The following is a 20283-nucleotide window of genomic DNA, read 5'->3' as shown; positions in this document are numbered from 1 at the left end:
GTTGCAGTGCCTCGCCGTACTATTCGTACTGCCTTCGGCACCGCGCCTTGCCCTGAACGTTTTTCAGGCGCTCCATATATGAAGACAGAATGGACGAACCGACGATGAACACCAATCCCCTGCTTGATTTTTCCGGCCTGCCACGCTTCGACGCGATCACGCACGAGCATGTCACGCCTGCCATCGATACCCTCCTGGCCCAGGCGCGCGCCACGGTGGCGCAGCTGGAAGCGCCCATGGAAGAAGTGAGCTGGGAAAACTTCGTCGCGCCCCAGGACCAGATCGCCGAAACCCTGGGCCGCGCCTGGAGCATCGTCAACCACTTGAATAGCGTGGTCGATACGCCCGAGCTGCGCGCCGCCTACAATGCGAACCAGCCCAAGGTGACGGAATTCTGGACGGAACTGGGCCAGAACGAAATCCTGTTCGGCAAATACAAGCAATTGCAGGCACGCGCCGATTTCGCCAGCCTGTCGCCGGCGCGCCGTCGCATCGTCGACAACGCCGTGCGCGACTTCCGCCTCGGCGGCGCCGAGTTGCCCGAAGACAAGAAAGAGCGCTTTGGCGCCATCCAGGAAGAACACGCGGCCGTCTCGACGCGTTTTTCCGAAAACGTGCTTGACGCCACCAATGACTATAAATTGCTGGTCGAGAACGAGCTTGAGCTGGCCGGCCTGCCTGACGACGTAAAGGCCGCCGCGCGCGCCGCCGCCGAAAAAGCGGGCAAGCAGGGCTATGAATTCTCGCTGCACTTCCCGTCCTACTACCCGATCCTGCAATTTGCCGACAATCGCGCGCTGCGCGAAACCATCTACCGCGCCAACGCCACCAAGGCGTCGGACCAAGGCGACGTCTTCAGCAAGAAAGAAGACTGGGACAATACGCAAAACATCGTCACCTTGTTGCGGTTGCGCAACGAAGAGGCACAACTGCTGGGCTACGCCAATTTCGCCGAAGTGTCGCTCGTCTCCAAAATGGCCACCTCGCCCGCGCAAGTCATCACTTTCCTGGAAGACCTGGCCCAACGCGCGCGTCCATTCGCCGAGAAAGATCTGGCAGAACTGAAACAATTCGCCCGCGAAGAACTGGGCATCGACGAGCTGCAGGCGTGGGACGTGCCTTACGCCTCCGAAAAGCTGCAGGAACGCCGCTACGCGTTCTCGGCCCAGGAAGTCAAACAATATTTCCCTGAACACAAGGTGATCGACGGCCTGTTCCGCCAGATCCAAAACCTGTTCAACGTCGAAATCAAGCCCGATACGGCGCCAGTCTGGCACAAGGACGTGCGCTTCTACCGCATCGAACGCGACGGCAAGCTGGTAGGCCAGTTCTACCTGGACCTGTATGCGCGCGCGGGCAAGAGCGGCGGCGCCTGGATGGATGACGCGCGCGGCCGCCGTGCCGATGCACAACACGTGCAAACGCCGATCGCCTACCTGACCTGCAATTTCACGGAACCGGCCGTGGTAGCTGGCCAAGCCCAGCCTGCCCTGTTCACGCACGATGAAGTCATCACCCTGTTCCACGAATTCGGCCACGGCTTGCACCATATGCTCACCGTCGTCGACGAGCTGGGCGTGTCGGGCATTTCCGGCGTCGAATGGGATGCCGTGGAACTGCCATCGCAATTCATGGAAAACTTCTGCTGGGAATGGGAAGTGCTCGAACACATGACGGCGCATGCCGTCACGGGCGAACCGCTGCCGCGCGCGCTGTACGACAAGATGCTGGCCGCCAAGAATTTCCAGTCCGGCCTGCAAACCCTGCGCCAGGTGGAATTTTCCTTGCTGGACATGCATTTGCACTATGACTACGACGCCAGCACGGGCCAGAGCGTGCAGCAGCTGATCGACGGCGTGCGCGCCCAGTTTTCGCTGCTCATCCCGCCCCCATTCAACCGCTTCCAGAATGCCTTTGGGCATATCTTCGCCGGCGGCTACGCGGCCGGCTACTATAGCTACAAGTGGGCCGAGGTGCTGTCCGCCGATGCCTATGCAGCTTTCGAGGAAGCCAAGGCGCTGGGGCCGGCCGCCACCACGGCAGCAGGCAAGCGTTACCTGCAAGAAATCCTGTCCGTCGGCGGCTCGCGCCCTGCGCTGGAATCGTTCACGGCCTTCCGCGGCCGCGAACCGTCGATCGACGCCCTGCTGCGCCACAGCGGCATGGCCGCCTGACCGCCATGAGCCGCGTCGATTTTCACAGCAACGTGCCGGACAAGCTGGCCTACGCCTGCCGCCTGGCGCGCAAGGCCTATATGGCTGGCAACAAGGTCGTCGTGCTGGTGGCCGACAGCGCCCAGCTCGAGGCCTTGAACAGCGCCATGTGGACCATTTCCGCCACGGATTTCCTGCCGCACGTGCTGGCCGGCGATCCGCTGGCGGCGCAAACGCCGATCATCCTGACCGATGACGAAGCGGCCGAGCTGCCGCACCACGACATCCTCGTCAACCTGTCGCAGCTGCCGCCGGCCAATTACGCGCAGTTCCAGCGCGTGTTCGAGATCGTTTCCATGGAGGAGCAAGATGCGCAGGCGGGCCGCCAGCGTTTCCTGCACTACCGCCAGCAAAACGTACAGCCGACCCACTTCGTGGCAGGGAAGACATGAGTCAGCAGCCATTCGACCAGGGCATCCCCCTGCTGACGGAGGTGCTGCTGGGGCCGGAGGTATCTCCTTCCATGCCAGCAGAGCCTGTTATCGAGACAGCGCCGGCGTTGCCGCCCACGGTGGCGCAGCCCGACTGGGACGCCATCGAACAGCGGCTGACGCAGCGCATCCTGCACCAGGTGCAGGGCAAGATCGACCATCTGCTGGAAGAGCGCATCGCCCACGTGCTGCAGACGGCTCTGCAAAACGCCCTGATCGGCATGCGGGGAGCCTTGCGCGAAGACTTGCAGCAGTCGCTGGAACAGATCGTGGCGCATGCGGTCAGTCACGAATTAGGACACCTGCATCCTCCCGCACAGTAACTGCACGTCTGTCGGTGGCACCATTTCACCCACCGGCAAAAATCTGGGGTCAGACCCGACGGGTCTGACCCCGGCATTTACGCCTTTGGGGTAAATGACCATAAATGTATTTTCGCCCTACACCCTTCCCCCTCCCAACGCCATTCTTTGGTGCGCTCGCGCCTGCGAAATCGGTGCATCGCGCCTCACTTTGGTGATTGTTGCGACAAAATGTAAAAAGCCCGAAATGCGGCTTTGCGCCGCCTGTTTTTTGTTGTACCTTTCTCCACACGTACCGCCCCTCGAAGCGGTTTTCACGAGACGCCGCCGTATCTTTATCCATTGGAGAATGTTTATGCTGCTCAAGACCAAAGTCCTTCCTCTCGCCCTCGCCCTCGCTTTTGCCGGCCATGCGGGCGCGCAGGAAATCATCAAGATCGGCCACGTCGCCCCGGTCTCTGGCGCCAGCTCCCACCTGGGCAAGGATAACGAGAACGCGGCGAAGATGGCCATCGAGGACTTGAACGCCAAAGGGTTCAAGATCGACGGCAAAGCCGTGAAATTCGTGCTGGTGCCCGAAGATGACGCAGCCGATCCCAAGCAGGGCACGGCCGTGGCGCAAAAACTGGTCGACGCCAAGGTCAACGGCGTCGTCGGCCACCTGAACTCGGGCACGACGATTCCCGCCTCGCGCATTTACTTCAATGCCGGCATTCCGCAGATTTCACCGGCCGCCACCAACCCGACGTACACCCAGCAGAAATTCAACACGGCCTTCCGCGTCGTGGCCAATGACAACAAGCTGGGGGGAACTTTGGGCGCATATGCCGTGGGCAAGCTGCAAGCGAAGAAAATCGCCGTCATCGATGACCGCACGGCCTACGGCCAGGGCGTGGCGGAACAGTTCGTCAAGGGCGCCAAGAAGGCGGCCCCAGGCGTGCAAATCGTCGGCAAGGAATTTACCAATGCCAACGCGACGGACTTCAATGCCATTTTGACCAGCATCAAGTCGAAAAATCCCGACCTGATCTTCTTTGGCGGCATGGATTCCGTGGGCGGCCCCATGCTGCGCCAGATGAAGGCGCTGGGCATCAAGGCCAAGTTCATGGGCGGCGATGGCCTGTGCACGGAACCGCTGGGCAAGCTGGCGGGCGACGCCGTGGGTGAAGACATGGTCACCTGCGCGGAAGCGGGCGGCGTGACTGGCGCACAGCAAAAAGGCATGGACGATTTCCGCGCCCGCTACAAGCAAAAGTACAACATGGAAGTGCAGCTGTACGCGCCATACGTCTACGATGCCGTGATGACCATGGCCACCGCCATGGCCGACGCCAAATCGTCGAAACCATCCGTCTACCTGCCGTTCCTGGCCAAGGTGCACTACCAGGGCGTGACGGGCCCGATCTCGTTCGATGCCAACGGCGACATCAAGGATGGCGCGCTGACCTTGTTCACCTACCGGGAAGGCAAGAAGACCAAAATGGAAGTCGTCAAATAAGCGGCTGTTCAGCCACGTAAGCGAGTAAGCCTTCGGCCAGCGCGTCGAAGGTGGCGCGGCAGCGCAGGCTGCCGCGCAAGTCTTCATGCATGGTGATCCAGGTTTCCATCGGTAGCGAAAACGCTTGCGGCAACACGCGCCGCAGGGACGGATCGCGCGCCGCCAGCCCCGCCTGGCACACGCCGATGCCGGCGCCCGCGCGTATCAGGGCCAGTTGCGCCAGGTCGCTGTCGCTGCGCCAGGCAAAATTTTCCCGCATAAATCCCTTGAAAGCCGCGCCCGCGTTGCGCACGAAGGGGCTCGCCTCGTCGTAGCCGATGACGGCATGGCGCGCCAGGTCGGCCAATGCCAGCGGCGTGCCGTGTTGCGCCAGGTAGTCCACATGGGCATGCAGGCCCAGTTCGATCTCGCCCACCTTGCGCGCCACCAGCTGTTCCTGACGCGGCCGCAGCATGCGCACGGCGATGTCCGCTTCCCGGCGCAGCAAATCCTGCACCTTGTTGCTCAATACTAATTCAATGACTAGGTCCGGATGACGTGCGCGCAAGCGGGCCAGGATGGGCGGCAGCACCTCCACACCCACCACTTCGCTGGCCGCGATGCGCACGACACCGGCCACGCCCTGCCCCTGGCTGCTGGCGGCGCGCTCCATCAGTGCGGCCGTGTGTTCCATGGTTTCCGCATGGGGCCGCAACGCCAGCGCCACTTCCGTCGGTAGCAAACCCAACTGGGAGCGCGTAAATAGGGTCGCGCCCAGCGCCTGCTCGAGCGCGGCGATATGCCGGCCGACGGTGGGTTGCGTGATGGCCAGCGCGCGGGCGGCACCGGACAGGGAACCGTGCTTGAGCACGGCCAGCAGCGAGCGGTAATATTCCCAGGCAATCGAGGTAGTCATACATAAATGTATAGCCTGTGGTCGATGCTCGTCAATTCCCAATTAACCCTGCGCGGCAGATACTGGCACCATCAACCAGACGGAGGTCATGATGGACAAAACAGCATTGGTACTGGGCGCCACGGGCGGCATCGGCGGCGAGATGGTGCGCCAGCTATTGGCGGCGGGCTGGCGGGTGCGCGCCCTGACGCGGGGAGAGCTGCCATCACCACGCGGCGACGGCATTGAATGGCTGCGCGGCGATGCCCTGTCGCGCACGGACGTGCTGGCCGCCGCGAAAGGCTGCGCCGTCATCGTGCACGCCGTCAACCCGCCCGGCTACCGCCACTGGGGCCAGCTGGTGCTGCCCATGCTCGACAATACGATTGCCGCGGCGATGGCCGAAAACGCCACCATCGTGCTGCCCGGCACCGTGTACAACTTCGGTCCCGATGCCTTCCCGGTGCTGGCGGAAGACGCGCCGCAACGCCCGCTCACGCGCAAGGGCGCCATCCGCGTGGAACTGGAAGCGCGGCTGGAACGGGCCAGCACGCAGGGCGCCAGGGTCATCATCGTGCGCGCGGGCGACTTCTTTGGCCCCCGTGCCGGCAACAACTGGTTTTCACAGGGCCTGGTGAAACCGGGCCAGCCCGTGCGCAGTGTGCTGTATCCGGGCGCGCCCGGCGTGGGTCACCAGTGGTCCTACCTGCCCGACGTGGCGCGCACGATGGTCCAATTGCTGGCCGTGCGGGCCACCTTGCCCGCCTTTGCCCGCTTTCACATGGCCGGCCACTGGGACCACGACGGCCGGCAAATGACGGGGGCGATTGCCCGCGTGGTGGAACAGGCGACGGGAGCTGCGCCCGCCATCCGGCGTTTTCCATGGTGGCTGGTGGCGCTGGCGTCGCCATTCGTGGCGACCCTGCGCGAAATGCGCGAGATGCGCTATCTGTGGCAAACGCCTCTATCCATGGAGAATGCGCGGCTGCTGGCCGTGCTGGGCCAGGAGCCGCATACGCCGCTCGACGAGGCGGTGCGGGCGACATTGCAGGGCATGGGGAATCTGAAGGAAGCAGGCAAAAAAAACGCGCCGGGATTGCCGGCGCGCTAATTGCAGGTACTGCGGCACAGATTATTTCTGTGCCAGTACCCATTTGACCAGGGTGTGGGCTTCCGCATCGCTCACTTGCGGGTTCGCTGGCATCGGGATCGCGCCCCAGGTGCCGGAACCGCCCTTCATGACTTTCGCCACGAGCTTGTTTTCAGCGTCTTTCTGGCCAGCGTACTTGGCAGCCACGTCCTTGAACGCAGGGCCCACCAGTTTCGTGCTCACCGCGTGGCAAGCCATGCAGTTCTTTGCTTTCGCCAGATCCGGATTGGCCAACGCTGCTTGCGATGCCAGAGCCGATACGGTCAATACACTCACCAACATAAAACGTTTCATTGTCTTTTCTCCAAAGTTACTTCCTGCGGCATTTTACTGTGTTTCCGCAGATGCACCACGAGCCCAGATCAAGCGTTTCAATGTAGTAACGCAATGTAGACGGGAGGCATGCATATTCTGCCCCATCTGCGCATCCATGACCATGTTGTTTGTAAGGCGATGTAACGACAGCCGGCCCCGCATAGTCAAACGGGGCCGGCTGTCTTACTTGCGCAACAGATCAGCGCTTCTTCAGTTGGGACAGATCGCGCACGGCGCCGCGGTCGGCCGACGTCGTCAGCGCCGCATACGCCTGCAGCGCCTGCGACACGTAGCGCTCGCGGTTGACGGGCAGCCAGGCCGCGTCGCCCTTCGCTTCCATGACGGCGCGGCGCGCGGCCAGCTCCGCATCCGTCACGCGCAGGTTGATCGTGCGCTCGGGGATGTCGATGTCGATGAAGTCGCCCTCTTCCACCAGGCCGATGGCGCCGCCTTCGGCCGCTTCCGGCGAGGCGTGGCCGATCACCAGACCCGAGGAACCGCCCGAGAAGCGCCCGTCCGTGAACAGCGCGCACGCCTTGCCCAGGCCTTTGGACTTGATGTACGACGTCGGGTACAGCATTTCCTGCATGCCGGGGCCGCCTTTCGGGCCTTCGTAGCGGATGATGACGACGTCGCCTTCATGCACGGTGTCCTCCAGGATGGCAGCGACGGCCGCGTCCTGGCTTTCGAACACGCGCGCCTTGCCCGAGAATTTCAAGATGCTTTCATCGACGCCGGCCGTCTTGACGATGCAGCCCTTTTCGGCCAGATTGCCGTACAAGACGGCCAGGCCGCCATCTTGCGAATAGGCGTGGGCCTTGTCGCGGATGCAGCCCGTGCTGCGGTCCGTGTCGACGGCAGCGAAACGCTCCGACTGCGAGAACGCCGTCTGCGTCGGCACGCCGCCCGGCGCGGCGCGGAACAGTTCATGCACGGCAGGATCGTCCGTGCACTTGATGTCGTTTTGCGCGATGGCGTCGGCCAGGGTCGGCGCGTGGATGGTCGGCAAAGTCGTGTTGAGCAGGCCGGCGCGCGCCAGTTCGCCCAGGATGCCCACGATGCCGCCCGCGCGGTGCACGTCTTCGATATGGTATTTGTCCGTCATCGGCGCGACCTTGCACAGGCACGGCACCTTGCGCGAGATGCGGTCGATATCGGCCATCGTGAATTCCACTTCCGCCTCGTGCGCGGCGGCCAGCAAGTGCAGCACGGTATTCGTCGAGCCGCCCATGGAAACGTCGAGCGCCATGGCGTTCTCGAACGCGGCCTTGGTGGCGATCGAGCGTGGCAGCACCGAGTAATCGTCCTGTTCATAATGGCGCTTGGCCAGTTCCACGATCAGGCGGCCCGCGCGCAGGAACAGCTGCTGGCGGTCCGAGTGCGTGGCCAGGATGGTGCCGTTGCCGGGCAGGGCCAGGCCCAGCGCCTCGGTCAGACAATTCATCGAGTTGGCCGTAAACATGCCGGAGCAGGAACCGCAGGTCGGACAGGCCGAGCGTTCGATTTCCGCCACGTCGGCGTCGGATACGCTGCTGTCGCCCGCCTTGATCATGGCGTCGACCAGATCGAGCTTGATGATCTTTTGCGTGCCGTTGACCACCTTGACGACCTTGCCCGCTTCCATCGGCCCGCCCGAGATGAAGACGACGGGGATATTGATGCGCATGGCGGCCATCAGCATGCCCGGCGTGATCTTGTCGCAGTTCGAGATGCACACCATGGCGTCGGCGCAGTGGGCATTGACCATGTATTCGACGGAGTCGGCGATCAGGTCGCGCGACGGCAGCGAATACAACATGCCGCCGTGGCCCATGGCGATGCCGTCATCGACGGCGATGGTGTTGAATTCCTTGGCCACGCCGCCGGCCGCTTCGATTTCGCGCGCCACCATCTGTCCCAGGTCCTTCAGGTGCACGTGACCGGGCACGAACTGGGTGAACGAGTTGACGACGGCGATGATCGGCTTGTCGAAGTCGCCGTCCTTCATGCCGGTGGCGCGCCACAGGGCGCGGGCGCCAGCCATGTTGCGGCCGTGGGTGGTGGTGCGGGAGCGGTATTGCGGCATGATGGGGACCTTCCGAGAAATGAATAATGCCTGACTGCCCGGATTTTCAACAAAACCCTGCATGCAGTGGGGGTACGCCAGATTGCCTTGCGCGCGCGCCACTGTCAAATATATGATGCACGTGTCTGTGAGTCGTTTTACATATCACAGCAATCAATCCGCATGGAAACGCATATGAACCTTGAACTGCGCCAGCTGCGCTATTTCGTCACCGTCGCCGAGGAATTGCACTTCGGCCGCGCCGCCGCGCGCTTGCACATGACGCAGCCGCCCCTGTCGCAAACCATCATGGCCCTGGAAGAACTGCTGGGTGCGCCGCTGTTCGTGCGCACCCGGCGCGAAGTGCAACTGACACCGGCCGGCACGGCCCTGCTGCCCGAGGCGCGCCGCCTGCTGGCCCAGGCGCAGGACTTGCCCGCGCTGGTGCGGCGCGCCGCGCAGGGCGAGGCGGGGCGTCTGAGCCTGGCCTTTGTCTCGTCGGCCGACTACAGCGTGCTGCCGCCGCTGCTGCGCGCTTATCAGACGGCCTATCCGCAAGTGCAGATCGCGCTGCAGGAAGCCACCTCGGACCTGCAGCTCGATGAATTGCTGGCCGGGCGCACGGATGCGGGCCTGCTGATCCCGCCCCTTCCCGAAAAGGCGAAAGGGGAACTCGACTACCTGCCCGTGCTGGCCGAACCGCTGGTGCTGGCCGCGCCGTCCGGCCTCGACATATTCACTACGCCGGGCCCCGTGCGCCTGCGCGACGTGCCGCCCCTGCCTTTGATCATTTTCCCGCGCGCCATTTCTCCCGCCTTGCACGACGCCATCCTCGGCGTGTTCCGCGCGGCCGGCATCACGCCGCAGATCGGCCAGGAAGCGATCCAGATGCAAACCATCGTCAGCCTCGTCTCGGCTGGCATGGGCATCGCGCTTGTGCCACAATCGGTATCGAATCTGATGCGCCCCGGCGTAGAATACAGGCCGCTGCAGGACGCCACGCCGCTGGTGGAAACGGGCCTGGCCTGGCGCCGCGACAATCCGTCCGCCGTGCTGCAAGGCTTCCTGGCGCTGCTGCGCAAGCAGTTAGGCCACCCAGCGCAATAAATTAAGTGGCCGCTAAGGCAAAAAACCGCCAGCGCCCCCATACTACGCAACCTTGGCTTTAAACAAAGAAAGAAACCCCATGCTGATACACCCGATGCCCGACCCGATAGCCATCCAGATCGGCCCGCTCGCCGTGCACTGGTACGGCCTGATGTATGTGCTGGCCTTCGCCCTGTTCATTATCCTGGGCAGAGTGCGCATCAAGCAGCCGCACATCGCCGTACTGGGCTGGAAGAAGGAAGACCTCGATGACATGCTGTTCTACGGCATGCTGGGCGTGGTGATCGGCGGGCGCCTGGGCGAAGTGCTGTTCTACCGTCCCGAATACTTCATGCACAATCCGCTCGAGATCTTCATGGTCTGGCATGGCGGCATGTCCTTCCATGGCGGCTTCCTCGGCGTCATCCTGGCCATGTATCTGTGGAGCCGCAAGGCGGGCCGCAACCTGTTCGACGTGCTCGACTTCATCGCGCCGCTGGTGCCGCTCGGCTACGCGGCCGGCCGCCTGGGCAACTTCATCAATGCCGAACTGCCGGGCCGCATCGCGCCGGAAACCCTGCCGTGGGCCATGCAGTGGCCGGGCATTCCGTATCCCGTACACCCGTCGCCGCTCTACCAGATGCTGGTCGATGGCATTCTGGTGTTCATCATCCTGTGGCTGTTTGCGCGCAAGCAGCGTCCGCGCATGGCCGTGGGCGCCATGTTCACCCTGCTGTACGGCTGCGCGCGCTTCTTCACGGAATACTTCCGCACGCCGGACTGGGAAGTCGTGTGGCTGGGCGTACCGATCACGTCGGGCCAGATGCTGTCCCTGCCGATGATCGTCGGCGCCATCGCGCTGCTGGTGTGGGCGTATAAAAGCCAGGTAATGGGCACGCCGCCCACCAAGGCCCGCCCGGCAAACACGTAACACCGCTGCTTCCCCGGTGGCGCGCCAGGCAGGTGCGCCACTATCTCCTTCCGCAACATTTCCCTCAACACAATAAAATTTCCTAGTGGAATAGACTTGCTGTTGACATATCGATATCATCGTTTCAACGTGCCGCCACCGGGGATGCCTTGCCATGCTGCCTACCGGACAAAAACTGAGGTACTCGATTGCGCTGGGCGCCGGCTATGTGCTGGCCCAGCTGGCCTTGACGGCGTGGGCCGGCACGCGTGCCCCCTGGGTCAGCTATGCGTTCAACATCGTCGCGCCCCTGCTGGCGCTGGCCGCCTCTTGCCGCTGCGCCTATGTCAGCGCGGCAGGCGCGGCCAGGACAGGCTGGGCCCTGTTCGCCGTGGCCATGCTGTTCTGGAGCACCGGCATGATATTGTCGGCCTGGCAGGACCTGAGCGGGCAAGTGGCTTCCGACGCCACGTATTTTTCCGATTTCGCCTATTTCATGTACGGCGCGCCCCTGCTGCTGGCCATGTCGTCCGTGACGCACGAGCATCCTTCACGCACCTTGCAATGGCTCGACGCCGTACAGGTGCTGCTGGCGGCCTACCTGGCCTATACGGCCATCTTTTCCGTGTCGCCCTTCGACCAGCGCTCGATCGCGCCGATTCCCGCCAGCCTGCTGGTGCTGACCTACAACGTGGAAAACCTGGCCCTGGCCTGCTGCGCCTCGCTGCGCCTGCTGGCGCACCGCCGCGATGGCGGGCAAGGCCGCTTTTACCTGTTGCTGGCGGTGTTCTTATGGTGCTATGCGGGCTGCGCGGCCGCGTATAACTATCTGACTTTGCATGGCGCGACCGAAGCCTGGAGCGAGGTGCTGCCGAGCCTGCCCTTCCTGATCCTGGTGCTGCTGTCCATGCGCGTCACGGCGGCGCGGTCCGGTGCGGAAAGCGCACAGACGCAGCAGACCCCGCAAAAGCTGACCCTGCTGATCGACAATTTCAGTCCCATCTTCTTTACGGCCGCCTTGCTGGGCCTGGGCTTTGCCGTCATGCGCGCGCATTTCTACCTGGCGGCGGCGTCGCTGTTCGTCGCGCTGCTGGTCCACGCGCTGCGCTCGGCCACCCTGCAAAGCCGCTACATGCAAAGCGAACTGGCCTTGCGCGCGGCGCATGACAAACTGGAAAAGCTGTCGCTGACGGATGGCTTGACGGGCATCGCCAACCGGCGCTGCTTCGACCAGACCCTGCAGCTGGAGTGGCAGCGCGCCGCGCGCAACCATCAGGGGCTGGCGCTGCTGATCATCGATATCGATTTCTTCAAAAGCCTCAACGATACCTTCGGCCACCCGTATGGCGACGCCTGCCTGGTGCGGATCGCGGCCGCCCTGAACTCGGCGCTGCCGCGCGCCAGCGACCTGGCGGCCCGCTTCGGCGGCGAGGAGTTTGCCGCCATCCTGCCCGCCACCGATCACGCGGGCGCGCTGGCCGTGGCGCACAAGATGCAGGAGGCGATCGCCGCGGCCGCCATCGTCCACGCGCCGTCGCGCGGCGGCCTGGTGACGGCCAGCATCGGCCTGGCCTTGCATGACGCAGGACAGACGCCGGAACAATTGCTGGCCGCCGCCGACCAGGCCCTGTACCGGGCCAAGCAGAATGGCCGCAACCGGGTCGAGGCTTAGCGTCCCAGCTTGCCGGTGATGACTTTCCATTGCGCCGGCGTCACGGGCGTGATCGACAGCCGGCTGCCCTTCTTGAGCAGCAGCATGTCTTCCAGCTCCGGCATCTGGCGCATCTCGGACAGGGGCAGCAGCGCCGTCTTCTTCACGCCGCGCACGTCGACGCTGATCCAGCGCGGCTGTTCTGGCGTGGCTTTCGGGTCGAAGTATTTGCCGCCCTCTTCAAACTGGCTGTGATCGGGATAGGCGCCGCTGGCCACTTCTGCCACGCCCGCCACGCCCGGCTGCGGGCAGCTCGAGTGATAGAACAGCACGCCATCGCCCGGCTGCATGCCATCGCGCATGAAGTTGCGCGCCTGGTAATTGCGCACACCGAACCACGGCATGGTGTGTTTGGGCGCCGCCATCAGGTCATCGATGCTCACTTCATCGGGTTCGGACTTCATCAGCCAGTATTGTTTCATGCAGACTCCGTATCAAAGCGACAGACGTAAAAAAACGGTTGCGCATCGATGCTGCAACCGTTTTTCGTTTTCTTTCAAATTGGGCCCCGCCTGTGCCGCTATGCCGGCATCCCGAACCAAACGGTTCAAGGTGGTCACGTTAGTTCAATTTCGGGTTCGTCGAACGAGCGACGCTCACTCCCATCAAACAAAATTCGCAACCGATGCGCATAAATGGTTCAAGGAATATATGGCAATCGCGAACACCGCAGGGTAGACCCAAGTTTACTCCTTTGCTCGCGCATCGCAAAGACAAATCGTCGCGTGCACGCTTAAAAAAGGTTTTCCTGGGGCGTCAGAGCGCTATCGAGAACAGTATGCATGGCCGAGATTTTCTGCTTCACTTCCAGTATCGTCAATTCCGACAGCGGACCTTGCGGCGACTTCACGGAGAGGAATTCGGCGGCCACGCCCAGGGCGGCCAGCACGGCGATGCGGTCGTTGCCCTTGACCTTGCCCGCGTCGCGGATGGCTTTCATTTTGCTATCGAGATAGATCGCCGCTTCGCGCAGCGCGCGCTCTTCGCCGTCGCGGCACACCATGCTGTAGGACTGGCCCATGATATTGACATCGACACGCGGCATTACGCTTCCTTCTCGTTCTCGGCAATATAGGCGCCCGCTTCCGAAGCGGCTTGCTCCAGGCCGGCTTGCACCAGTTCGGGAATTTTTTCCAGCAAGGCTTCCACCCGCTCCTGCGCCTCGCGCATGCGTTGCACATACAGGGCGTTGTCGGCGGCCAGCGCGGCATTGTCCTTGCGCAGTTGCGCGTTTTCACGGCGCAGCGCATGGGTCATTTCGGCCAGCAGGCCTATTTTGTCGGATAATTCGTTGAATTCGGAAATCATGCCGCCACTATAGGGCGGACGCTCCATGGGCGTCAATCGAATCACGCCGCTGTCACACATATTTACATCAATGCAGGGCAGTTGGCGGACAATACACGCTTTTTCCGGCGCTTTTCGCCAAGTGCGCGCATCCGCCGGCGCCGCGATGGCAGCGTTTTACTCGTCGACGTAATCGGCTTCGATATCGAGGCCGCCATAGCGGTTTTCGCAAGAGCGGCGCGTCAACTCCTGCTTGCCGCTCTTGCCGTCAAGCACCATCGTCAAGTCGCGGCAAGTGCGGCTGTAGCTGCCCGGTTTGGCGTCCGTGCCCGAAGGCGTCAGGCGCACTGCCAGTGGCACCGCATTGCCCAGGCCCTTGTTGCTCCACTGGCGGCTCTTGCCATCCTCTTCATCTTTCAAGGTGCGCACGGCGGCCTTCAGCAACGATGCTTGTTCTTGTGCATTCAGCCTGGCGATGGTGACGTCGGACAGGAAAGGCGGATACACGACGGGCGCCGGATCCTTGCCCTGCACATCCCATTTTCCGCTGTTCTGCGAACAGGTGCGGCGGCTCAGGTCCTGCGACTTGCCGCCCGCCGTAACGACGAATTTCAGGTCGCGGCACACATGCGCCTTCAAACTGTGCTCCGTCATGCCGGAATTGCTGAAGTTATACGTGACTTTGACCATCACGCCGCGGTCGCCGCCGTTGTCCCACACGTGCGCTTGCTGATCGTCGTCGTCCTTGTTCAAGTCCTTGAACAAATCGCCCAGCAGCCTGTCTTTTTCCTGCGGCGTCAGGGTCGCCACGGTGATCTCGTCGGCGATGGTGGGCGTTTGCGCGGCGGCATTGCCCAGGCAGGCGAGGCCGATGAGGGTAGCGCCCAGCAGGCGCAGCGCGGGGCGGGAAGGCGGAAATGGCATGGCGTTCTTTCTGGTGCAAGTAGTTATATGTGGCGATATTGATATGCAATTACAATCATCTTATCAAATTCCATAGTGAAACTCTGTTTCCTGTGCGTACAGGAACGGCCCCTCTCCGGACGGCATGCTAGAGTCGCGCCTGTTGCTGACGCCCGGGAAGTTGGCTTGCGCCAGCGCAAACCCTGCGTAAATGCAGGCTGCGCAGAACGTCTATGTATATCTTCCCGGAGAATAAGCCCTTGAATAAGCCCCCTACCGTCCCTATAATTAGCACTCGTTAGTAGAGAGTGCTAACAAACTCTTTCGTAGTAATCCTCAGGACTGATGGTGCTTGCCAGGCCACTGCAGGGAACGCTACGCGGCGGGCGACGCCGCGATGCACCACTGCCGGATACAGGCAAGGACAGGATGACATGGGGTTTGCTTGACCGTTGCGGGCTGCTTTCAACGGCGGTCACTGAAAGCAGGCCTGGCGCTGTGCCAGGCATGTATTCATTTAGCAACACCTATCCATTGAACTTTAAGGAGTTTTGTATGAATCTGCGCCCATTGAACGATCGCGTCATCGTCAAACGCCTCGACCAGGAAACCAAAACTGCGTCCGGCCTCATCATTCCTGATGCAGCTGCTGAAAAACCGGATCAAGGCGAAGTCCTTGCCGTAGGCAATGGCAAGATTCTCGACGACGGCAAAGTCCGTCCTCTGGATGTCAAAGTGGGCGACCGCGTCCTGTTCGGCAAGTACGCCGGCCAAACCGTCAAAGTTGACGGCGATGAGCTGCTGGTCATGCGCGAAGAAGACATCATGGCGATCGTCGTCAAGTAATTGTTTCCACGTTGTAGACAGATACATCCCGAAACTCAGGAGAATTGAACATGGCAGCTAAAGAAGTAGTATTCGGCGACGCAGCGCGCGCCAAGATGGTCGAAGGCGTCAATATCCTCGCCAACGCAGTCAAAGTCACCTTGGGCCCGAAAGGCCGCAACGTGGTTCTGGAGCGCTCGTTCGGCGCCCCTACCGTCACCAAGGATGGTGTGTCGGTAGCGAAAGAAGTTGAACTCAAAGACAAGCTCATGAACATGGGCGCGCAAATGGTCAAGGAAGTTGCTTCCCGCACCAGCGACAACGCCGGCGACGGCACCACCACCGCAACCGTGCTGGCACAAGCCATCGTGCGCGAAGGCATGAAGTTCGTTGCCGCCGGCATGAACCCGATGGACCTGAAGCGCGGTATCGACAAAGCTGTTGCAGCGACCGTCGAAGAACTGGCGAAAATCGCCCGTCCTTGCACCACGACCAAAGAAATCGCCCAGGTTGGCGCGATCTCGGCGAACTCGGACTACTCGATCGGCGAGCGTATCGCTGAAGCGATGGAAAAAGTCGGCAAAGAAGGCGTGATCACCGTGGAAGACGGCAAGTCGCTGAACGACGAGCTGGATATCGTTGAAGGCATGCAGTTCGACCGCGGCTACCTGTCGCCATACTTCATCAACAACCCAGAGAAACAAGTTGCCGTACTGGACAGCCCATTCGTCCTGCTGTGCGACAAGAAAATCTCGAACATCCGTGACCTGCTGCCGGTACTGGAACAAGTCGCCAAAGCTGGCCGTCCACTGCTGATCATCGCAGAAGACATCGAAGGCGAAGCACTGGCCACCCTGGTTGTGAACAACATCCGCGGCATCCTGAAAACGTGCGCAGTGAAAGCCCCTGGCTTCGGCGACCGCCGCAAAGCCATGCTGGAAGACATCGCTGTCCTGACCGGCGGCCAAGTGATCGCTGAAGAAGTCGGCCTGACCCTGGAAAAAGTGACCCTGGCCGAACTGGGCCAGGCGAAACGCATCGAAGTGGGCAAGGAAAACACCATCGTTATCGATGGCGCCGGCGAAGCAGCATCGATCGAAGCACGCGTAAAACAAGTGCGTGTACAGATCGAAGAAGCGACCTCGGACTACGACCGTGAAAAACTGCAAGAGCGCGTAGCCAAACTGGCTGGCGGCGTTGCCGTGATCAAGGTTGGCGCAGCCACCGAAGTCGAAATGAAAGAGAAAAAAGCCCGCGTTGAAGATGCACTGCACGCTACCCGCGCTGCCGTGGAAGAAGGCATCGTGCCAGGCGGCGGCGTAGCCCTGCTGCGCGCACGCGCCAACATCACGGTCAAGGGCGACAATCCTGATCAAGACGCTGGTATCAAGATCGTTCTGCGCGCAATGGAAGAGCCACTGCGCATGATCGTGCAAAACGCTGGCGAAGAAGCTTCGGTCGTCGTGGCAGCCGTACTGGCTGGTTCGGGCAACTACGGCTACAACGCTGCCAACGGCACGTATGGCGACATGGTTGAAATGGGCGTTCTGGACCCAGCCAAAGTGACCCGTTCGGCGCTGCAAAACGCCGCTTCGATCGCTTCGCTGATGCTGACAACCGACTGCATGGTCTGCGAAATCGCTGACGACAAAGCAGGCGGCGGCATGGGCGGCGGCATGGGTGGTATGGGCGGCATGGGCGGCATGGACGGCATGATGTAATGTCCGGCATCCCCGCGCGCAGGCGACGGCGCGCGGGGATGCATACGCCGGGGAGACACAGCAGACCAAAAGCTGCCTGTCCCTCCCCGGCAGCCCCGAAAAGCTATCTTCTACGGAAGGTAGCTTTTTTTTCGCCTGTTGACCTGTTGATTTGGCAAGCCCGGCGATTGCCGGCCTGTGCGTTTTGCTTTAGCATGGCCGCCATCGTCCCTCTTTCTCACGCCCACCATCATGCCGCCACGCGCCTCCTCTTCCAGAACCACCATCATCGCCGGCATCCTGGCCGGCTTGCTGGCCGCCGGGCTAGTCGCTTTCTACGTGCACCAGCAGTCCGCGCCGCACGGTGACAATGCCCCTGGCGCCAGCGCCAACACGGCGGCGCCGGAGCAGAACGCGCGCGCCGTCGATGCCTTGCTGGCTTTGCCGGAAATCAAGGCCTGGTCGGCGCATATCGAAAAAGCCTCGGGCGGCCGCGCACACGGCGCCGTGATGGAAACGTCGCCCGAGACGCGCCTCGTCGATGGCGTCGCCAGCTACCAGCTGAGCTTTTTCGAAAGCACGCCCGATGCGGCCCACCGCTGGGAAAGTTTCGTCGTCACGCCCGATGGCAAGCGCATCCTCGTCGACGACATCGTCAGCGGCGACCTGATCAGCCTGGAACAATGGCGCAAGGACAATGCGCCCATGCAACGCGTCGCCACGCAGTAACTACGCCGGCGTTGTAGCGCAAGCTTTACTTTCTGGCATCAAAGCCCGATACTCGCCCACATGCCCGCCATCACTGTCCGCCCCCTCACGCCAGACGACGCCAGCGCCTACCGCGCGCTGCGCCTGGCCGGCATCGCCGAACTGCCCGCCGCCTTCTGCACCACGCAGGCGGCGGAAAGCGGCTTGCCGCTGGCACAGATAGCCGAGCGCTTGCGCGCCACCTCGCACCAAATAATATTTGGCGCTTTCAACAAAGAACAATTGATCGGCATGGCCGGCCTCCGCCGCGAACCGATTGCCGTCGTGCATGACAAGGCCAGTCTGTGGAGCGTGTACGTGGCGCCGCAGGCGCGCGGGTGCGGCGCGGGACGGCAACTGGTGCAGGCGGCCATTGCGCACGCCTGCAGCGTGCCCGAACTGGCCCGCGTGCGCCTGGCCGTGGCGCAGGACAACCACGCGGCATTGACCCTGTACCTGGCTTGCGGTTTTACCCTGGAGGACCATCCTGCGGCGGATGGCATGCTGCATATGCAGCTGTTGCTGCCCCGCCCTGCCCTTGCAAGTGCCGAAAGTAATGTCTTTATGAAAATCAATACCTTACAAATCCCTGCGAAATAGCGGACAGGCCGTTTTTTCTGTTGCAAGCAAACGCGGCAGGCCTTAGCATCGCGGCTTACAAAAAAAACTTGGGGGAGAGCCAATGTCATCGGCCGAGACACAAACCGCCACGGGCAAAATGCCGCGGCAAATACCGTACATCATCGCCAACGAAGGCTGCGAACGCTTCAGCTTTTATGGCATGCGCAACATCCTGACGCCATTCCTCATCAGCACCCTGCTACTGATGATCCCGATCGACCAGCGCACGGGCGAAGCCAAGCACGTCTTCCACACCTTCGTCATCGGCGTGTATTTCTTCCCGCTGCTGGGCGGCTGGCTGGCCGACCGCTTCTTTGGCAAGTACAACACCATCTTCTGGCTCAGCCTCGTGTATTGCGCCGGCCATGCCTGCCTGGCCCTGTTTGAAAACAGTGTCAACGGCTTCTATTTCGGCCTGTTCCTGATCGCCTTCGGTTCCGGCGGCATCAAGCCGCTCGTGGCCTCGTTTGTCGGCGACCAGTTCGACCAGACCAACAAGCACAAGGCCAAGCTGGTCTTCGACCTGTTCTACTGGATCATCAACTTCGGCTCCTTCTTCGCCTCGCTGCTGATGCCGATGTTCCTGCGCGACTACGGTCCGTCGATCGCCTTCGGCATCCCCGGCATCATGATGCTGGCCGCCACCATCGTCTTCTGGATGGGCGCCAAGAAATACGTGCACGTGCCGCCGGCGCCGCCGAATCCCGATTCGTTCACCCGCGTGGCCCGCACGGCCCTGCTGGCCCGCGTCGATGGCGGTTCGCGCCCAGGCCTGTATGTGGCCTATGTCGGCGTCGTCGGCGCCCTGTATGCGTTCTACAGCATTCCAGAATGGGGCTTCGTGATTTCCGCATGTACCGCGCTGGTCTTGCTGCTGGCCTTCGGCAGCATCGGCACGGCCATGCAGCTGGAACGCGCGCGCGGCATCCACCCCGACGAAGCCGTCGAAGGCGTGCGCGCCGTGCTGCGCATCCTCGTCATCTTCGCCCTCGTCACGCCGTTCTTCTCGCTGTTCGACCAGAAGGCCTCGACGTGGATCGTGCAAGCGAACACCATGGAAAAACCAAGCTGGTTCCTGCCGGCGCAGATGCAGGCGCTGAACCCGATGCTGGTGATGCTACTGATCCCGTTCAACAACCTGGTGCTGTACCCGATGCTGAACCGCTTCGGCCTGGAAGCGACGGCCCTGCGCCGCATGACGGCCGGTATCGGCTTTTCCTCGCTGGCGTGGATCGTCATCGGTCTGCTGCAACTGGCCCTCGACAGCGGCAACGCCGTCTCCATCATGTGGCAGATCCTGCCGTACGCCTTGCTGACGTTCGGCGAAGTGCTGGTCTCGGCGACGGGACTGGAGTTTGCCTACAGCCAGGCGCCCGTCTCGATGAAGGGCGCCATCATGAGCTTCTGGAATCTGTCGACCACGGTGGGCAACCTGTGGGTGCTGATCGTCAACCGCAGCGTCATGAACGAAGGCGTGATCGGCAAGATCGCCGAAAGCGGCATCAGCGTGACGGCCTTCCAGATGTTCTTCTTCGCCGCCTTTGCCGCCGTCGCCATGCTGGCTTTCGGCCTGTATGCGAAGCGCTACAAGATGGTCGATAACTACCGCCAGGCGGTGGTGCCGGCGAAAGCATGATGCCGGTTTGATTTGCCGCAATCAAGAAGG

General features: G+C 62.1%; 20 protein-coding genes and 1 other RNA gene. 13 read left to right on the top strand and 8 right to left on the bottom strand.

The features are described 5' to 3' along the window. Nucleotides 1–104: 104 nt before the first annotated feature. The 4 genes from HWE17_RS04550 (at nucleotide 105) to HWE17_RS04535 (ending at nucleotide 4444) form a co-directional block, all read left to right on the top strand. Nucleotides 105–2174, top strand: a complete 2070-nt coding sequence (locus HWE17_RS04550) for a M3 family metallopeptidase (protein ID WP_176388038.1) — start codon at nucleotides 105–107, stop codon at nucleotides 2172–2174. A 5-nt stretch (nucleotides 2175–2179) separates the two neighbouring features. Next, nucleotides 2180–2605 (top strand): DNA polymerase III subunit chi, encoded by a 426-nt coding sequence (locus tag HWE17_RS04545; RefSeq protein ID WP_176387962.1) that lies wholly within the window; start codon nucleotides 2180–2182, stop codon nucleotides 2603–2605. After that, nucleotides 2602–2967 (top strand): hypothetical protein, encoded by a 366-nt coding sequence (locus tag HWE17_RS04540; protein ID WP_176387961.1) that lies wholly within the window; start codon nucleotides 2602–2604, stop codon nucleotides 2965–2967. Before HWE17_RS04545 ends, HWE17_RS04540 begins: the two co-directional genes overlap by 4 nt. Nucleotides 2968–3301: 334 nt before the next feature. Further along, nucleotides 3302–4444 (top strand): branched-chain amino acid ABC transporter substrate-binding protein, encoded by a 1143-nt coding sequence (locus tag HWE17_RS04535; RefSeq protein WP_034747385.1) that lies wholly within the window; start codon nucleotides 3302–3304, stop codon nucleotides 4442–4444. Here HWE17_RS04535 and HWE17_RS04530 read toward each other — a convergent pair. Next, a complete protein-coding gene (locus tag HWE17_RS04530; RefSeq protein WP_176387960.1) occupies nucleotides 4437–5339 on the bottom strand; it encodes a LysR family transcriptional regulator in 903 nt (300 codons plus the stop codon). The genes HWE17_RS04535 and HWE17_RS04530 overlap by 8 nt on opposite strands. Before the next feature lie 88 nt (nucleotides 5340–5427). Here HWE17_RS04530 and HWE17_RS04525 point away from each other — a divergent pair, with 88 nt between their 5' ends. Beyond that, on the top strand, nucleotides 5428–6429 hold the full coding sequence (locus HWE17_RS04525) for an NAD-dependent epimerase/dehydratase family protein (protein ID WP_051959013.1): 1002 nt from the start codon (nucleotides 5428–5430) through the stop codon (nucleotides 6427–6429). Nucleotides 6430–6450: 21 nt separating this feature from the next. Here the strand turns inward: HWE17_RS04525 and HWE17_RS04520 are convergent, their stop codons facing one another. Next, the gene (locus HWE17_RS04520; protein WP_034747381.1) at nucleotides 6451–6762 is read right to left on the bottom strand and encodes a c-type cytochrome; all 312 of its coding nucleotides are present in this window, start codon (nucleotides 6760–6762) and stop codon (nucleotides 6451–6453) included. Between the two features lie 220 nt (nucleotides 6763–6982). Further along, on the bottom strand, nucleotides 6983–8848 hold the full coding sequence (gene ilvD, locus HWE17_RS04515) for a dihydroxy-acid dehydratase (protein ID WP_176387959.1): 1866 nt from the start codon (nucleotides 8846–8848) through the stop codon (nucleotides 6983–6985). A 174-nt stretch (nucleotides 8849–9022) separates the two neighbouring features. Between ilvD and HWE17_RS04510 the strand changes: the two genes are divergently transcribed. The 3 genes from HWE17_RS04510 (at nucleotide 9023) to HWE17_RS04500 (ending at nucleotide 12495) form a co-directional block, all read left to right on the top strand. After that, nucleotides 9023–9934, top strand: coding sequence for a LysR family transcriptional regulator (locus HWE17_RS04510; protein ID WP_176387958.1), 912 nt, complete (start codon nucleotides 9023–9025; stop codon nucleotides 9932–9934). Between the two features lie 79 nt (nucleotides 9935–10013). After that, nucleotides 10014–10844: a prolipoprotein diacylglyceryl transferase gene (lgt, locus tag HWE17_RS04505; RefSeq protein WP_176387957.1), complete on the top strand. Its 831-nt coding sequence runs from the start codon at nucleotides 10014–10016 to the stop codon at nucleotides 10842–10844. Between the two features lie 154 nt (nucleotides 10845–10998). After that, entirely contained in the window at nucleotides 10999–12495 is a 1497-nt protein-coding gene (locus HWE17_RS04500) for a GGDEF domain-containing protein (protein WP_176387956.1), read from the top strand. Here the strand turns inward: HWE17_RS04500 and HWE17_RS04495 are convergent. The 5 genes from HWE17_RS04495 to HWE17_RS04475 form a co-directional block, all read right to left on the bottom strand. Then, entirely contained in the window at nucleotides 12492–12956 is a 465-nt protein-coding gene (locus HWE17_RS04495) for an EVE domain-containing protein (RefSeq protein ID WP_035821613.1), read from the bottom strand. The two genes, HWE17_RS04500 and HWE17_RS04495, sit on opposite strands and share 4 nt — an antisense overlap. A 79-nt stretch (nucleotides 12957–13035) precedes the next feature. Then, a non-coding RNA gene (ssrS, locus tag HWE17_RS04490) (6S RNA) lies at nucleotides 13036–13213 on the bottom strand. A 54-nt stretch (nucleotides 13214–13267) separates the two neighbouring features. Then, on the bottom strand, nucleotides 13268–13579 hold the full coding sequence (locus tag HWE17_RS04485) for a cell division protein ZapA (RefSeq protein WP_034747344.1): 312 nt from the start codon (nucleotides 13577–13579) through the stop codon (nucleotides 13268–13270). Beyond that, complete coding sequence (locus HWE17_RS04480; protein ID WP_306558416.1) at nucleotides 13579–13869, bottom strand: DUF904 domain-containing protein; 291 nt, start codon at nucleotides 13867–13869, stop codon at nucleotides 13579–13581. Before HWE17_RS04480 ends, HWE17_RS04485 begins: the two co-directional genes overlap by 1 nt. 129 nt (nucleotides 13870–13998) lie before the next feature. Then, nucleotides 13999–14745, bottom strand: coding sequence for a hypothetical protein (locus tag HWE17_RS04475; RefSeq protein ID WP_176387955.1), 747 nt, complete (start codon nucleotides 14743–14745; stop codon nucleotides 13999–14001). A gap of 534 nt (nucleotides 14746–15279) precedes the next feature. On the opposite strand from HWE17_RS04475, the gene groES reads away from it, so the two are divergent. The 5 genes from groES to HWE17_RS04450 all read left to right on the top strand — a co-directional run bounded on the left by groES (nucleotide 15280) and on the right by HWE17_RS04450 (nucleotide 20253). Beyond that, nucleotides 15280–15570 (top strand): co-chaperone GroES, encoded by a 291-nt coding sequence (groES, locus tag HWE17_RS04470; RefSeq protein WP_010400979.1) that lies wholly within the window; start codon nucleotides 15280–15282, stop codon nucleotides 15568–15570. A gap of 50 nt (nucleotides 15571–15620) precedes the next feature. After that, the gene (gene groL / locus HWE17_RS04465; RefSeq protein WP_034786546.1) at nucleotides 15621–17270 is read left to right on the top strand and encodes a chaperonin GroEL; all 1650 of its coding nucleotides are present in this window, start codon (nucleotides 15621–15623) and stop codon (nucleotides 17268–17270) included. Between the two features lie 231 nt (nucleotides 17271–17501). Next, on the top strand, nucleotides 17502–17978 hold the full coding sequence (locus HWE17_RS04460) for a hypothetical protein (RefSeq protein WP_176387954.1): 477 nt from the start codon (nucleotides 17502–17504) through the stop codon (nucleotides 17976–17978). A 60-nt stretch (nucleotides 17979–18038) separates the two neighbouring features. Further along, nucleotides 18039–18596, top strand: coding sequence for a GNAT family N-acetyltransferase (locus HWE17_RS04455; RefSeq protein ID WP_176387953.1), 558 nt, complete (start codon nucleotides 18039–18041; stop codon nucleotides 18594–18596). Between the two features lie 82 nt (nucleotides 18597–18678). Next, nucleotides 18679–20253 carry an oligopeptide:H+ symporter gene (locus tag HWE17_RS04450; protein ID WP_035821620.1) on the top strand — a complete coding sequence of 525 codons (1575 nt, stop codon included), beginning with the start codon at nucleotides 18679–18681 and terminating at the stop codon, nucleotides 20251–20253. Nucleotides 20254–20283: the final 30 nt, after the last annotated feature.

The organism is Janthinobacterium sp. BJB401 (genome assembly GCF_013372745.1).
In the GTDB taxonomy this organism is placed as follows: Bacteria; Pseudomonadota; Gammaproteobacteria; order Burkholderiales; family Burkholderiaceae_D; genus Janthinobacterium; species Janthinobacterium rivuli.
This window is presented reverse-complemented; position numbering and strand designations above follow the sequence as displayed.